The organism is Enteractinococcus helveticum (assembly GCF_020742345.1).
GTDB lineage: Bacteria > Actinomycetota > Actinomycetes > Actinomycetales > Micrococcaceae > Yaniella > Yaniella helvetica_A.
The window spans coordinates 1-16104 of sequence record NZ_DYXC01000077.1 but is presented as its reverse complement, the minus strand read 5'-3'; the positions used below and the strand labels follow the sequence as shown (position 1 = coordinate 16104).

The following is a 16104-nucleotide window of genomic DNA, read 5'->3' as shown; positions in this document are numbered from 1 at the left end:
TATTTCATTTCCGTATTTGGCGAGGGGATGTTCCACAATCTTGGCCCAAATCGCGCCACGCTGTCGTATCCGGCACGAAGATTGCTCGACGCTGGTATGATCCTGCCTGGAAGCTCGGACCGCCCGGTCGCTCACGGGGCACCACTTGCTGTCATCCAAGCTTTCGCCCAACGACTTACCGAAGCAGGCAACCTGTACGGGATCGACGAGCGCATTACCGTTGCCGAGGCTCTGCACGCGTATACCGTTGGATCTGCTCGGGCAACCGGGTGGGGACACAACAAAGGCACGCTGGCCAGCGGTTATCTCGCTGATCTGGTCGTCCTTGGGGCGCATCCTCTGCATGTGAACGTCGCCGAGGTCGCCCACATCCCAATCGTTGCCACCATGGTCGGCGGCGTCATTGAATTTGGCCAACTCGACGCCCACTAACCCCAGGAACCCATGACATCACGTGATTTTCTGACTGACTTCCAACACATGTCCGCCGTCGGTGCGACCGCAGGCGGCGGTGTGGACCGGCAGGCCGGTACAGCCGCTGACCTTCAAACCAGGGCCTGGCTACGCGATACTTTCCACGCCATAGGCCTCACCGAGTACCAAGACACTATTGGCAACCAATTCGGCGTCAAGGAATATATTCCCGGAGCCCCTTACGTTCTATTGGGCTCCCACCTCGACTCGCAGCCAATGGGTGGAAAATTCGACGGCGCCTACGGTGTACTCGCCGCTACTCACGCAGCCCGTCGTGTCATGGAGAAAATTGACGCTGGCCAACTCACCCCGGCTTTGAACTTAGCGGTCGTCAATTGGTTCAACGAAGAAGGTTCCCGCTTCGCACCGTCGATGATGGGCTCCAGCGTCTACACCGGCGACTTGAAGCTCGAGGCGGCACTTGCCGTGACGGATAAGGCCGGAGTCAGTGTTGCTGACGCGCTTGCCGCCGAGGAGGTCCACCGTTGTGATTCGGCTCCGCAGGCCGCAGCCTACGCCGAAATCCATATTGAACAGGGCCCGATCCTGGAACGCGCAGGTAACACCATCGGGCTTGTGGATGCCACGTGGGGTGCCAAAAAATACGCCGTCACTATCACGGGCGAACAGGGACACACCGGTGCCACCCCAATGGAACAGCGCAAAGACGCACTGTATGGTGCCGCGAAGTTCATTGTCGCAGCCCGGGAACTTGTCGACCAGTTCCCCGAAGGCCTGCTGCACACCTCGGTGTCCACACTGGAGTTGTTCCCGAATTCGCCGGTCACCTATGCCGGTGAAGTTACCATCAACCTGGATCTGCGCTCGGTTGACACCACGGTACTTGCCGACGCCGAAGTCGTACTGGCACAACAGCGCAATGCGATTGAAGCCGTCGCCGGTGTCGAGATCACTCAAGAACTCACCCACCAGTGGGGTCTGATGCCGTACCACGCCGCCGGTCTTGAACTCGCTGAAGAAGTGGCCAGCGAGCTCGATGAACCGTTCCAATACATTAAGACGGTTGCCGGTCACGACTCCACAAACCTCAAAGAACAAGTCCCCACTGTGATGCTGTTTGTGCCAAGCCGCGACGGCTATTCACACAACGAAAAAGAATTCACCACCGATGCGGACATGCTGGCTGGCGTTGACATGCTCACCGGTGTAGCCGAACGCCTGATCACCGGCGAGCTCGTCGAAAACGCTCTGTAGGGCCTAAAACTCTTCGTGGGTGCCGGATCCATATAGATCCTGTCGCGCTCCGATTCATCAATTGCCACGATTTCTGCGGCATCGAATTCGACGTCAAATATATTCGTTACCCTGAGTAATGGATTAGCCGACGGCGCGAAGGCCGTTGACGACTTTATTGGCTGAGTATTCGGGAAATCATGAAAATTTGGGAACTCCTTGGCGGGTTGACAGCGCTGGTCATTTTGATCTTCTGGATCCGCTGGCTCCTCAAACCCAACCCATCAGCTACCTGGCCACAAGATAATTGGGCGCGAGCATCGCTGCTGTACGGCATCCCATATTTTCTAGCCGTACTTGGAATGGCGGGAGTCCATAGTTTCGCTGAGCACCACAGTGTCCCAGAGGCCCTCCTGCTGATGATCTTGGGCCTTCCAGGAGCTTGCGCAATCTTTGTGCTGCCGGTGATCTTCTTACTGCAGTTATTTGGCGTGCCGATGCCCCCATTCCTTGTGCCGAAGTGGATTCGAACCCAAGACCGGGAACACCGCAGACTGAAACGTCTTGCGCGGAAGCGCCGATGGCAAGATCCTGAAGTCAAGAAATCTGAAATATCAGCCAATGTTTCGGGAACCCTCATCGCCGTCGGCACCGTGGCTGTAGTCCTGGTTATCGGCATTTGGAGTATATCTACAAATGGAGGAAACTGATGAGTACTGCTCGAGCCACACAGTCGTAGACTCTCCAAGAGTTCTACCATTCGCACAAATCAAGCCCCATCAATCACCTCATACGTCCCGCGCTAACAGTGGATATGCCGGCCCAATGGAGTGACGCTAGATCGCATCAAAATTCTTGTGTTCCAGTGCAACCGTGAAGTGCAGATTCGCGAGCTGTCGTTCAGAATTCGACGCCTCTGGCCCCTACCAACATCTGTCACATACCCAAGCAGTTACTACGGCCCAGTCCCGCCTAACTGGCTGATCATCAACATTCTAGTGGACGCCGACAACTGGAGATGGTGATCGCACGCAAAAACAATTGGCGCGATTTGCTGTTGTCCCGGTTTGATGTCATACACTGGCACAGGTTCGTTTGATCGGAAGGGTTGTATCTGGTGGTGGCGTTTAGTGTCGCGACAGCTGATCAGTTAATATCTGCTGCCAAAAATACCGCTGGTAAGTTACGAGCACAAGGCCCCATCCGAGAACATCTCATGACCCAAGCGTTGGAGGATTTCTCTGGCGGGTATGCTCGGGCATTTACCCAGAACTGTGTGGCAGAGTCCGAAGCTCGAGGTAGACTCGCTGGCGTGTTGGAAGATCTCGTTCCACAACTGCAGGAGGCCAAGTGGCAATATGAACAAGAACAATCACGACAAGCCAATCTTGCTGCCTGGTGGGACAGAGAAACAGCACGCCAAATCCAGCGTGTTACTGTTCCCGCCGGAGGAGTGTTTCTGGAGCCATGGGATCCCAAACCGTCAGCCGACCGCATCGTGCCATCCCCGATTCATTCCGCATTTGAATGTCCTCAACGCAATCGTGCTGCCATCAGCGGTGATAACGGTCGGGTCTCGGCTGCTCCTGAGCGTTTGCGGACCTTTGTACAACAATCACATAGCCTGGACATTCAGCTCGGCCATGAGCAGGTCCAATTGCGGAATGCTTGGCTGAATTTTACTGGATCGTGCTCGTGGGTCCCGATCGGGAGTAACTCGTTCATTGGCGGTTTCGAAGATCTTCTACAAGAAAATCAGGCTGACGTCACCTGGCTAAAAGACATAGCCGACCAGTTCGTATCGATAGCTGGAGCCACATGGAACTGGCTAGACGAAAAGCTGATGCTCACGCCACCGGGCATCCTACCGAATGGTTGGGATCAGTCTCTCTGGGCCGCTTCGGCGGGGATGACCTACATGGCAGACCCTGCGCAGCGCGCTCGGATGGAACGACTTACGAAACCTGTGAACACAAAGGTTGGGTGGTTGCCAAAACCGCTCCGGCGGCTTGGAAAACGGTTTCCTTCCACCCAGAAGTTCATTTCTTGGGCCACAGATTATCGCAATTGGGATGCTCACAACACTGGCCAGTTCGCGAAGCCACATCAACGTCCGAGTTCTTTCCGGGGAAGGGTCTTTCAGAACCTGACCCAAATACGAACCCCGAAAAAGAATAAAGCAAAGGACTCTACGAAAGCTGCCCAAAGGTGGGGCAACTTTGGTAAAGTGTTGGGCCCTGCCAGCGCTGGTATGGCTGGAATCTTTAGTGGGTACGATCAATGGCAGCAGGACTCACAAGACCCGAATATGCGCACCTCGGAGAAAGTCGGTCGTACCGCTACAGTAGGAATCTCAGTAGCCGGGCATACAGGTATTGGTGCCTGGGGTGGTGCGGCTCTGGGAGCGGCCATCGGTTCAGCGATAGCCCCGGGGGCTGGCACCGTGATTGGTGGCTTCGTTGGTGGTGTCATCGGGGGCGTTGCAGGCACAGCAGTCGGCCAAAAGATCGGTGACATGGCAAAAGACTTTGGTGGCAAGTTTGCCCGGGGTGCAGCCGATACGTTCGACGCCGCGAGTAAGGGATTAGCCGATGGCGCGAAAGCGGTTGGCGACTTTTTTGGCGGGATGTTCGGGAAATCATGAAAATTTGGGAACTTCTTGGCGGGTTGACAGTAATAGTTGTCCTGGTCTTCTGGATCAGATGGCTGCTCAAACCCAACGCATCGGCCACTTGGCCAGAAAACGATTGGGCCAGAGCATCACTGCTGTATGCCATCCCAATTTCGCTCACCTTGCTCGGGACGACAGGCGTAGGCACGTTTGCGGAGCACCATGGCCTTCCAGATGCTCTCTTGCTGGTCCTGGGCATTCCTATGCTTTTCGCAGTATTTATTGTAGGACCAGCCTTTCTACTGACATTATTTGGCGTGCCGATGCCACCGTTTCTTGTGCCGAAGTGGATTCGCACACAAGACCGGGAACACCGCAGACTGAAACGTGTCGCCCGGAAGCGCCGATGGCAAGATCCCCAAGTCAAGAAATCTGAAATATCGGCCAATGTTTCGGGGACCCTCATCGCCGTCGGCACTGTGGCTGTGGTCTTGGTGGTCGGCATTTGGAGTATGTCTGCAAATGGAGGAAGCTGATGATGCCACACGACGAGGCTGACTATTTGGGTGGCAACGCTCTGGTCGTTGATGAACCCGGTATGCCCTGGGTCTTGCGGATTCCGGAGGGGTGGAGCGTTGACACCTCGGGCGCCAACGACGGGGCACTAGTAGCTCGTGCGGATCAGGCCGAAACATTGGGATTCAACCCGAATCTGACGCTGCTCACTGCGGCCTTGCCGGACGGCTTCACCCGGATGACCGTGGAGGAAGTACTTGCAGACCAGCACCAGGTTGATGCGTATTACCGTCAAGAAATGACCGGGTACCGGCTCATCGATCTTGCGGTCCAGCACATGGGTCTGACGCCGGAGCCTGCGGTCTATCGATTAGCGATGTACACCACCGCTGAAGGCGTCCCGGTGACGATGGCACAGTTTATTTCGCGAGCCGACGGCCAAGAATCCACCCTGACGGTCACCTGGGCCACTGCCGATGCCCACTGGATCGGCAACAGCCAGGCCATCGCATACTGTTTAGAACGGAAAATCCGACCATGACCCAGCCACACCTGGTGTGCGTTCTGAATAACGATCACCTCATGGAACTGTTGGAGGCAACACTGCCAGACGGGCCCGGGTACGGGCGCCGTGCCATTGATGACACCGCCACCGTTGCCGACCACCATGGACGACCGATCATCGCCGCCGGCAAACCTGGTCCCAGGTATGGTCTCCTGTTTTCAGCTCTTGCTGAGACAGCGATGACCCTGAGCGTCATGCTGTGGGACGGTTTGGAACAAGAACCGTCCTCAAGCACCGTGCTGTGGGGCAGTCGCCACGGCATCATTTCCATGCATAACACACCGCTGGAAACGACCACCCTGGAGCTGACGAGTGGGGGCACTTTATACGAGCAAGTATTTGACGCCACGAACTTAGGCCCACTGTCTCCTGTATCGGACACAGTTCAGGTTCCGGTGAAGCCTCGACTGCTCACCAACATCGCTCCCGGTATGGACGAAACACAACGCCGCAAAGCCCATGATGAATTGACCAGGCTGACCGCCCAAGCCCTGCCCGAGATCTCAGCACACCTTGCTGCTGGTCGTCTACGTTTCATGATGTTGAGTATCAAACTGTTCAGTGTTGATGGAATCATTGACCACGACATGTTCTGGATTGATACACCCGCAGGAATCCTTGCCCCGGTCTCTTCGGGCGGTATGTTCTCCCGGACCAAACACGCACTTGCGATCATGCACCCCTGGGCTGCGTGGCAAAACATCCTAGAACAACTCCCCAATGCCCAAGATATCGAACTCTGGCACGACCTAGCTGAGGCCACCGCCACCGAGCGGGTCAATTTCGATTCCACAACCTAGCCGCCAGATGCCAGTGACCTCGTGGGCTAGAACTCTTCGTGGGTTGCCGGATCCTGATAGATCCGGCCGCGTTCCAGACCATCGATCTCAGCAATATCCTGGTCATCCAGCTCAACGGTAAAGTGCAGGTTCGCACGCTGGCGTTCAGGATTCGACGACGCCGGCACCGGAACCGAACCGTGGTGCACATGCCACGCCAGCACGACCTCAACCGGGGTCACCGAGTGCTTTTCGGCAACCTTGGCCAACACCGGGTCCTTGATCATATCCGTCGTCCTGCCCAGCGGCGACCACGCCTGCGTCTGAATGCCGTGCTCTTCGTGGAAGGCGCGCAGCTGAGCCTGACCGAAATACGGGTGCATCTCAACCTGGTTAATCGCCGGCATTTCACCGGTCTCATCCGCTAGGCGCTGCAGGTGTTCGGGCAAGAAGTTCGACACCCCAATGGTACGAATCAGTCCGGCGTCACGCATTTCAATCATCGCGCGCCAGGTGTCCACATATTTGTGCTGATGTGGCAGCGGCCAGTGGATCAGTGCGGCATCAACGTAAGCCTGGTCAAGGTCAATCAGCGAGCGAATGATCGACGTTTTCGCTTCGTGGTATCCCTGGAAACGGCCCGGGATCTTCGTGGTCACTTTGATGTCTTCGCGCGGCACATCCGACTGGGCAATCGCCTGACCAACTTGGACTTCGTTTTCATAGCGCAGCGCGGTATCAAGAGTGCGATACCCGGCCTCCAGGGCCGAAAGGGTCGCGGTGCGGTAAATATCTGGGTTGTCTTTGCCGGCTTGTACAAGGGTTCCGAAACCAATAAGTTCTGAGCGCATGCCCACCAGTCTAAGTGCCCGGCTGCCAGCGCACACGCTTCGACTTCTTCAAGAGTAAAACACGTACTCACCCCGCGATTACCCTCTAGAATCGTCGCGTAACTAACCAGTCGGCAGAGCAACGATTACTCAAACCGGACAGGTTTTTGGACGTCTGCACATCTTTCCCCACCCATCATCCGGACTCAACTGCACCACTGACACACGTTATTTTTGCAAGGAGACCTCATGACCACTGCCCGATCCATCCTGTCCCGTAACTGCTGGGCAATGCTGGTTTCAGCCACCCTGGTGCTGACCTCGTGTGCCGCACAAAATCCCACAGAAATTGATGACGACGGCGCAAATGCTGCGTCGTCGTCACCAACCAAAAATGCCACTGCCACCGACGATGCTGAGTTGATCGCTGAGGTGGATGACCCGGTTTCTTTTGAAGTGTGCCAGGAGGCCGAACAGATCGACGGGGCCACGGTGGAGTGGCTTGACGACGTCGTCATTGAGGAACAACGTCTTGAGGGCGCCGATGCCCAGACCGTGGACTTTGATGGTGAACAGGTAGAAATTCCGGGTGCACCGGACATTATTGTGCCCGAGCGGGTCGGGCAGGCTGGGTGCATTATTGAATACCCGGCGCCGGGCGGGTGTTTGCCGGCGGTCGAGATTTCCGGGGCATTTATCCCTGGATATCGCGTCCCTGATCGAAAACTGGAATCGGTTGAGCTCCCCGATGGCACCGTTCTTGAAGAAGTCATTCAGGAGGGCTTCGAAGTTGAGCCGGTTCAGGAAGACAGCGTGCGGGCAGAGCAAGTGTGCCAGACAGAACCGGAGGATGCCGAAGCTGGCGAGTTGGTTTCGCATGTTCTGAGGCCCCATATTATGCGCCCGTGGATTAGCTCAACGTGGAAGAAGTCAGATCGTGCTTCACGCGCGGCGGTTACCACGGAAAGTGGGGTGCGCATTCCGAGCATGAACTTGTCTGGGTATACCACACCTACAACGGTTGTGGGCTCGGCTCTTGTACCCCAAGACATGCTGAAGCAGTATCGGGTTGAAGGTAGTGACCACACCGAGTTTGCGGAGCGCAACGAAGTCACCGCTTATACGACCGAGGGTGATGTGCTGTTCGATAGCGATGATCACCAGCTGCGCCCTGATGCGACCGCCGAGCTGCAGGCGATTGCCGACGATATTGCCGACCGCAGTGACGACGTCACCATTACGGTTGAAGGACACACCGATAACCTGCCATCGCAGCAGTACACAGATAATACTGAACTGTCGGAGCGCCGAGCGGAATCCGTGCTGCAATGGTTAACGGAGCATACCGATCTGGCGGCTGAAGATATGTCGGCTGCGGGTCTCGGGGATGAGCATCCGCGGGCATCAAATTCTTCGGATGACGGGCGTCAACAAAACCGTCGCGTGGTGATAACAATAACTCCCAAGGATTATGACCCCAGCATTGAGTACGAAATGGACGATTCACAGGCCGCGACACAGTAATTCTCGTTCATAGTTCCCGAACGAGCTGACCAATTACCTCACGGCTATCCGTCGCTAGGCGAGACAACAGTAGGTACCTTTGTGGTCAGACATATTTACACTATAGAGCCAGCCACCGGTTGCCAACAGGGGTCCAGGGAACACGCTGACGACCAGGAATGAGCCCTGGCCGTCAGCGTGTTCTCATGCCTGAGCTTATGAAGCCACGAGGCTGGCAGAGCGAACCGCGGGGAATACTCCACCAAGGAATGCTTCGAGTTCTGCTGTTTCATCCAGCGGGAAGACTCCGGCAACATACTGATCTGGGCGTACAACCACGACAGCGCCGTCGCGGGAAATAGAGCGCTGCTCGAAAATGTCGTGGTCTTCAAGAATCCCGAAGGCCTTTTCGACGTCAGTTAGCTCGAAACGTCCGGTCTTCGGTTTGAATGTTGCAGGTACATCTGTCATGTCGAAATCGGTGTAATGCTGCTGGTGGATGAGTTTGAGGTCGAATAGGTCATGCGACAGGGCATCACCAGCCCAGTTAGCCCACGCCCGCAAAGTCTCTGATTCACCGGGTGCAGCCGCATCAGCAAAAACATACACGCGCCAACGACCATCTGCGGTGTGCTCATGACCAATGTGTGTGGGCACTAGATCGCAAACCCGTCCGGTCATCGCAGATTTGAAGCGACGACCGACCGGGAACCCAGCCGCCAGGTGTTGATGACGCTCATCGGCAGTAATCATCGACGGGTCATAATCGGTGAGATAGCCGGCGTTGAATTCGGCGGTCTGCTGGTAGAACCTCTCAATTTCTGCCGGGTCTTCGAATTGGTCATTGGGCTGGGCCATCAGTGTGGACCACTGCTTATCGAATTCGATGAGTTTATGCGCAATATCTTTGCGTTCTTCGGCGTAGGTGCGCAGCAGTTCTTTGGGACTATTGCCAGATAACACGTGGCCGAGTTTCCAGCCCAGGTTGAATCCATCTTGCATCGAAACGTTCATGCCTTGGCCGGCTTGAGCAGAGTGGGTGTGGCAGGCGTCGCCGACAATAAAGACGCTCGGGTCATCCGTGGCGGTCTTGTCTGAGGCCCGGTCGTCAAAGTGCTCCGTGACGCGGTGGCCTACTTCGTAGACCGAGTGCCACACAACTTCTTTGACATCGATCGAGTATGGGTGCAGGATCTCGTTGGCTTGGGCAATAATGTCTTCCACCGGGGTGTTGCGGATGGCGCGGTTATCATCTTCGGGCACTTCGCCCAGATCGACATAGAGTCGGAACAGGAAGCCACCCTCACGTGGGATCAGCAAGATATTGCGTCCGATCCCGGACTTGACGGTGCATTTCTTACGAACATCAGGGAAATCAGTGTCGGCAAAAATGTCCATGACACCCCACGCATGGTTAGCCTGATCGCCGTGCAGCTTATAACCCAACGACCTGCGCACATTGCTGCGAGCGCCGTCTGCACCGACAACGTATTTGGTACGGACCTGGAGTTCTTCACCAATATGTGCTCCTGCTGAGCGACGCAGAGTGACAGTGAGCGGATATTCGGCGTTGGGGTCGTCGGATTCGACGAAATCAACGAATTCGTAACCGTAGTCCGGTTCCATTCGAGTCGGTGAGTTCTTCATGAACCGGTTGAAGTGGTCGATAATGCGAACCTGGGTAATGAGCATCATGGGCCATTCGCTGTGTTCTTCGGGCAGTTCGCGGACGCTCTTTTCACGAATCACGTTGCGTGGATTATCTGGGTCTGGTTTCCAGAAGGCCATATCTGTGATGGTATGGGCTTCTTCATAAATTTCGTGAGCGAAGCCGAATGCTTGGAAAGTTTCCATGGTGCGGGAATGCACGCCGTCGGCATTGGCGAGTTCAAGGCGGTGACCACGTTGTTCGATCATCCGAGTGTTGACGTTGGGGAATCTGGACAGCTGTGCTGCCGTGATGGAACCGGCAGGTCCGCAGCCGACAATGAGTACGTCCATTTCTGCTGGGATTTCGGCCGGGCGGTTAATGCCGGTCCCCTCTGCGGGCATAGTCAGCGGGTCTTGGGTTTGGTAACCAGAAACATGAAACTGCATAGCAAACTTTCTGTAGTGACACCGGGTAAGTCTCTTGACTGAGACTCAAGGAACGCATGTGCAATAAGCAATTCGTGAATATGAGGTGTCACACAAGTTATCGCCGTCACACTTGCCCCACAACTCAAACCCTCAACTCTGGCCGAATAGAGCAAGACTCTGTCCTAAAGCATCAAGCTCTGGGGCTCTCGCCCATGCCACAGGATGGATATGTGCAACGTATCAATACCTGACCGGTTGGTATTTCATTTCCCATTGTGGTGCGGATAACATCTGATACCAGTGTTCTGCGGAGTCAAGAAAACGTTTCAGGCAATTGCCTGGCAAAAGATGCTGTCATGCCAGTTGGTTTCAACGCGGGACACAGCAAAGTGGGGTGACGATGACCGACAGCACAAGCAGCGTAGTACATGATTTCAAATCCTTCTCCACCGAGAATATTCCACACCATGAACGGCTGGAATATTGGGAGGCGCATAATGCTGATGCACTGATTGGATTAGATATTCGTCCACTACATACCCGGACACTCACAGCTCAACAGCGGAATCGAGAATCTCCTACGATCAGACTTGCGAAAGTTCGTGGTTCCTCGCAGCTTATTGAACGCTCGCCTGAAATGATCCGCAAACATCCCACAGAAGCGGTGGCGCTGTTTTTCTGCACGCACGGGGACTCATTTTATTCCGATGAACACGGCTCCCACATTCTGCAGGCGGGTCAAATGCTTGCCTGCAATGCCGACACCACCTTTATTCGCGGCTTTGGTGTTGGAGTGTCCGAAATGGTGATGACCGTGCACATGGAAGAGTTCCTGCAAATATCTGGCGGAAAACCACTGGATAAGGCCGAGAAGTTCACCTTCGGTAACGCCCCAGATCACCGGCCCAAAAGTGCAGCCGCCAGACGGATCGCTCAGTGGATTGATCAGGCGCTGTCTGCTACCGGCCAAGAGTCTGCCGATACCTCGGACACCTACCTTGACCTGCTGGAAATACTGTTTCACACCCGTGGTGATGACGCAGCCCAAGTGTTCGAGCAAGCCCAATATTTTATGAACTTATACCTCGACGATCCCGGGTTTCGGCGTACGGACCTGGCCGGCCTTTTGCATGTCAGTGAGCGTCAGGTGGCTCGCCTTTTCGCTGCACATCAGACCAGTTTTTCTCAGGAACTTGTAACACGGCGGATCCGGGCAGCTGAGCAATTACTCCTCGCAGAACCCCAGACCACCGTTTCCGACATTGCCCGACGCTGTGGCTTTGGCTCGACAGCCCATTTCTCTCGCACGTTCCGGGAAACCGTTGGCCACTCGCCAACGGAAGCCCGGGATGTTCATCAAGTCACACGTACTGCACATTCCGCCTAGGCCTCGGTCTCAATGGGTACTTGATTGAGTACTTCGGCTTTGGAACGCTCCGTCGCGGCGGCACTGTACTGAGAAAATGCTCCGCGAAATTGCGCGGCCGGGTGCGTTTCGGGTAACCGATCTTCACCGGTGAGTCGGCCCCGAAGGGTCTGCCCCTTGCTGTTTTGCAATTCATCCGCGGAACGAGCCATCCCACGACGACGTAGTTCGGGGATGATGTGTTCAATAAACTCAACGTAACTGCCGGGCAATGTTGCATTGATGACGTTAATGCCATCAATACCCGCGTCCTGCCACCGTTCGAGCTGATCTACGATCTGCTCCGGGGTACCCGTCACCCGGGTAGCTTGCGCCCGGAAACGTGCCAGGTCGCGCACCGTCATGGAACCATCCGGGGTCATTTTTTGCAGCTCTAACAGATGCCCGCGAGCACCTTCGGTTGTCAGCTCACCAATCGGGGTATCCAGCGGCAGATACCCCAGATCAATGCCCAAGCTACCACCGGTGTGAGCAACCAATGCGTGATCATCCAATGACTCATCCAGATCAGCAGCTTTGGCCTGGGCTTCTGCCTCCGTGGAACCCACGACGAATGAGAGTCCCTGAATAAATTTCACATCGTGAGGGTCTCGACCAAATTCGGCAGCACGACGACGAACATCCGCAGCATGTTCTTTGGCCTGCTCAATGTGCGGAGCCATCGAGAACGTCGCTTCGGCGTGTTCGGCAGCAACCTGACGCCCCCGCGGTGATGAGCCAGCTTGGAAGAGTAGCGGGGTGCGCTGCGGTGAGGGTGCTGACAGGTGCGGCCCATCCACCTGATAATTCTGGCTCCGATGATAAATTTTCGCGACTTTGGCAGGATCCGCATGGAGCCCAACCCCACGGTCATGTGCTCGTGTTTTATCCGCCAACAGGGCGTCGTCCTCCCAGGAGCCCTCCCAGAGTTTATAACAGACCTCGAGGTACTCTTCGGCCAGATCATATCGATCATCGTGTTGTGCCAGTCCCGGCCCACCGTAGTTGCGATGCGCATTCTCCAAAGCTGAGGTCACAACATTCCAGCCGACCCGGCCACCAGTTAAATGATCCAGCGTGCTCAACTGCCGGGCAAATGTGTACGGGTGGGTCTGAATCACCGCAGAGGTCAACGCCAGGCCAATCCGTTGGGTGGTCGCAGCCAGCGCTGACACCAAGACCAGCGGATCATTCGCCGGGATCTGCAAGCCGCGGCGAACATGAGAGGCCCAACCACCTTCGTGATCACCATATACCCCGACGACGTCGGCAAAAAATGCGATATCGAATCCGCCGTCTTCGAGAGTCTGCACCACTTCTACCCAGTGCTGGAGCTCGTTGAAGCGGTGCTGTTGGGCCTCTTCACGACGCCACCCACCGCCCAAAATGTGGCTGGTGGTATTCATCATGAATGCTGACAAAATCAGCGGGCGGCGCTGCGGGGAAGAAGACTGGGGTGACAAAGCGGATCGCTCCTTTGGGCTACGGCGTGTGGTGTCTGCGGTTAGTTATTCTTGGGTGAAGTCTTCCCAAGGGTCAGCAATGTTATCGATCGTATATTCGTCGGTGAATGCGACCGAACCCTCCAGGTAGTCCGCGAACCAGTCTTGGACCTCTTGAGAATGATAGGCCTGCTGCAATGCCTGAGTCTTTTCACTGTCTTCGGTTCCGGGTTGGACTCCGACGACGATCGAGTACGGCAGCGTGTTATCGAGCTCTGGTTCCAATTCGAGGGTGATCTCATCAAGGTCATAGTCGGCTTCGACGACCATGCGGACAAATGAGAACCCGGCATCGACGTCGGGTAGCGTCTGCGCGGTGGATTGTTGATCGACTTCAATGAAGTCAAAGTCGTGTGGATTATCGATGATGTCGCCCTGGGACAGTTCGTTGACATCCACGGATTCATCGATTTCTAGCAGTCCGGCATCAGCGAGCATCTTGATGCCACGGCCGTTATTGGCGGTATCGACCGGCAACGAGATTTGGGCGCCGTCTGGAAGTTCATCAAGGCTGTCGTATTTCAGCGAGAACAGCCCTGCCGGAGCGTAGTAGACCGAAAACGCCGGGGCCACGTCGGTGCCATTGTCCTTGTTGAACTGACGCAGATATGCGGCATTTTGGAAGTAGTTGGCATCATACTCACCTTGGGAGACCACTTGGTTGGGTTGGATAATATCGGTGACATACGTGGTCTCCAGTTCCCAACCATCTTCGGCCAAGACTTCCTTGGCGATCTCGGTGGGTTCTTGGTATGGCGCCGATTCTGTGACGATCATACGAATCGTGCGGTCCTGAGATTCTTGCGCGGAGGTAGCCGATTGAGTCAATCCGCACCCAGCCAGTGCACATGCTGCCAGGGTCAAGCCGATAACGCCAACATGGCGCTTGATTGGAAAAATGTTTCGCATGGTAAGCCTTTCAGTCACTCAGCGGTGAACTCTGACCAGAGTTCTTGAGCATTTTCGGTGGTGATGTCATAGTTGTATTCAATGGCGCCATCAAGGTAGTCATCGAACCAAGCGGCCACTTCTTCAGATTGGAAGGCCTGCTGCAATGCCTGTATCTTTTCGCTGTCTTGAGATCCCGGGCGAACGCCAACGACCACGGTGAAGGGTTCTTTGAACGTTGTGGATTCTTCAAGCACGAGTGTGGTGTCCGCAATGTCATACCCGGCTTCTGCTACGAGGCGAGTCGGGGCAAATGCTGCATCGACATCGGGCAGAGTCTGGCCCGTAGACTGCAAATCGATTTCTACAAAATTGAAGCCATGAGGGTTCGCGATAATATCGTCCTGCGACAGCCCACTGATCGGAACGGATTCATCAATCTCAATCAACCCAGCATCGGCAAGGATTTTGATCCCCCGCCCATTATTTGTTGTGTCAACAGCCAACGAAATTTCAGCATTGTCAGGTAGTTGATCAAGCGAATCGTATTCTAGTGAGAAAAACCCGTTCGGCATGTAAAACGTCGAAAACGCTGGTTCGACCTTTGTATCGTTATCTTCGTTGAACTGTTCCAGATACGACAAGTGTTGGAAATAGTTGGCATCATACTCACCTTCCGAAACAACATGGTTGGGTTGGATGATGTCTGTGACATAGGTCGGTTGCAGATCCCAGCCTTGTTCTGCGAGAAGCTCTTTTGCAATCTCGGTCGGTTCTTGGAAAGGTGCCGATTCTGTGACGATCATACGAATCGTGCGGTCCTGAGATTCTTGCACGGACGGAGCCGATTGAGTCAATCCGCACCCACCCAGTGCAAATGCTGACAGGGTCAAGGCGATAACCCCAACGTGACGTTTGGTTGGAAGAATGTTTTGCATGAGTAGGCTTCTTTCAATCACTCGGCAGTGAATTCTGACCAGATTTCCTGAGCATTTTCAGTGGTGATGTCATCGTTGTATTCAATGGCGCCATCAAGATACTCAGCAAACCATTCTTGGACTTCGGGTGACTGGTACGCGCGTTGGAGTGCTTGGGTTTTTTCAGTGTCTTGTTCTCCAGGCTGCACCGCGATCACGTTGGTATAAGGCCGGCGCACGTCGTCATCTTCTTCGAGTGCTAGTGCCACATCGTGAACATCGTGGCCTGCCTCAGCGACAAGACGCGCGAAGGCAAAACCGGCATCCACATCGGTGAGTGTGTGGGCCGAGGATTGCTGATCAATTTCAATGAACTGGAAGTTCTTGGGGTTGTCGATAATATCGGCTTGCGATAACTCGGTGACGGGCACGGATTCATCAATTTCTAGAAGACCGTGGTCGGCGAGCAGCTTGATGCCGCGCCCGTTATTTGCGGTGTCGACGGCGAGCGAGATTTCAGCGCCGTCGGGCAGGTCTTCGAAAGAGTCGTATTGTAACGAGAAGATTCCAGATGGCTGGTAGTAGGTGGAAAATGCGGGCTCCACTTCGGTGCCATTATCTGCGTTGAATTGACGAAGGTATGCCAGGTGTTGGAAATAGTTGGCGTCATATTCACCTTGGGAGACCACTTGGTTGGGTTGCACAATATCGGTGACGTAGGTGGTTTCCAATTCCCAGCCGTCTTCAGCAAGCAGCTCGCGGGCGATCTCTGTGGGTTCTTGGTAAGGGGCGGATTCGGTGACGATCAAGCTGATGGTCTTATCTGCTGCGTCACCCTCTG

The 16104-nt window shown here is 55.1% G+C and carries 15 protein-coding genes; 9 read left to right on the top strand and 6 right to left on the bottom strand.

The window, feature by feature from the left end; genetic code table 11:
- The 7 genes from K8V32_RS07450 to K8V32_RS07420 form a co-directional block, all read left to right on the top strand.
- Positions 1-432: amidohydrolase family protein (locus tag K8V32_RS07450; RefSeq protein ID WP_303905231.1), on the top strand; the 432-nt coding region annotated here is incomplete at its 5' end.
- A 12-nt stretch (positions 433-444) separates the two neighbouring features.
- The gene (locus K8V32_RS07445) at positions 445-1689 is read left to right on the top strand and encodes a M20 family metallo-hydrolase (protein WP_303905229.1); all 1245 of its coding nucleotides are present in this window, start codon (positions 445-447) and stop codon (positions 1687-1689) included.
- Positions 1690-1868: 179 nt separating this feature from the next.
- A complete protein-coding gene (locus K8V32_RS07440) occupies positions 1869-2378 on the top strand; it encodes a hypothetical protein (RefSeq protein ID WP_303905226.1) in 510 nt (169 codons plus the stop codon).
- Between the two features lie 506 nt (positions 2379-2884).
- Entirely contained in the window at positions 2885-4312 is a 1428-nt protein-coding gene (locus tag K8V32_RS07435) for a glycine zipper domain-containing protein (protein WP_303905222.1), read from the top strand.
- Entirely contained in the window at positions 4309-4815 is a 507-nt protein-coding gene (locus K8V32_RS07430) for a hypothetical protein (protein ID WP_303905219.1), read from the top strand. Before K8V32_RS07435 ends, K8V32_RS07430 begins: the two co-directional genes overlap by 4 nt.
- Entirely contained in the window at positions 4815-5336 is a 522-nt protein-coding gene (locus K8V32_RS07425) for a hypothetical protein (protein WP_303905215.1), read from the top strand. Before K8V32_RS07430 ends, K8V32_RS07425 begins: the two co-directional genes overlap by 1 nt.
- Positions 5333-6160: a hypothetical protein gene (locus tag K8V32_RS07420; RefSeq protein WP_303905212.1), complete on the top strand. Its 828-nt coding sequence runs from the start codon at positions 5333-5335 to the stop codon at positions 6158-6160. Before K8V32_RS07425 ends, K8V32_RS07420 begins: the two co-directional genes overlap by 4 nt.
- A gap of 26 nt (positions 6161-6186) precedes the next feature.
- Here the strand turns inward: K8V32_RS07420 and K8V32_RS07415 are convergent, their stop codons facing one another.
- Positions 6187-6990, bottom strand: a complete 804-nt coding sequence (locus K8V32_RS07415; protein WP_303905209.1) for an aldo/keto reductase — start codon at positions 6988-6990, stop codon at positions 6187-6189.
- Between the two features lie 228 nt (positions 6991-7218).
- Between K8V32_RS07415 and K8V32_RS07410 the strand changes: the two genes are divergently transcribed.
- On the top strand, positions 7219-8493 hold the full coding sequence (locus K8V32_RS07410) for an OmpA family protein (RefSeq protein ID WP_303905206.1): 1275 nt from the start codon (positions 7219-7221) through the stop codon (positions 8491-8493).
- Positions 8494-8688: 195 nt separating this feature from the next.
- Here the strand turns inward: K8V32_RS07410 and K8V32_RS07405 are convergent, their stop codons facing one another.
- Positions 8689-10569: an FAD-dependent monooxygenase gene (locus K8V32_RS07405; protein ID WP_303905201.1), complete on the bottom strand. Its 1881-nt coding sequence runs from the start codon at positions 10567-10569 to the stop codon at positions 8689-8691.
- Positions 10570-10951: 382 nt separating this feature from the next.
- Here K8V32_RS07405 and K8V32_RS07400 point away from each other — a divergent pair, with 382 nt between their 5' ends.
- On the top strand, positions 10952-11938 hold the full coding sequence (locus K8V32_RS07400) for a helix-turn-helix transcriptional regulator (protein WP_303905198.1): 987 nt from the start codon (positions 10952-10954) through the stop codon (positions 11936-11938).
- On the opposite strand, the gene K8V32_RS07395 is transcribed toward K8V32_RS07400, so the two are convergent.
- The 4 genes from K8V32_RS07395 to K8V32_RS07380 form a co-directional block, all read right to left on the bottom strand.
- A complete protein-coding gene (locus tag K8V32_RS07395) occupies positions 11935-13365 on the bottom strand; it encodes an NtaA/DmoA family FMN-dependent monooxygenase (protein WP_303905234.1) in 1431 nt (476 codons plus the stop codon). The genes K8V32_RS07400 and K8V32_RS07395 overlap by 4 nt on opposite strands.
- Before the next feature lie 99 nt (positions 13366-13464).
- Entirely contained in the window at positions 13465-14367 is a 903-nt protein-coding gene (locus tag K8V32_RS07390) for a MetQ/NlpA family ABC transporter substrate-binding protein (RefSeq protein WP_303905194.1), read from the bottom strand.
- Between the two features lie 14 nt (positions 14368-14381).
- Entirely contained in the window at positions 14382-15284 is a 903-nt protein-coding gene (locus tag K8V32_RS07385; RefSeq protein WP_303905190.1) for a MetQ/NlpA family ABC transporter substrate-binding protein, read from the bottom strand.
- Positions 15285-15301: 17 nt separating this feature from the next.
- Positions 15302-16104: MetQ/NlpA family ABC transporter substrate-binding protein (locus tag K8V32_RS07380; RefSeq protein WP_303905187.1), on the bottom strand; the 803-nt coding region annotated here is incomplete at its 5' end.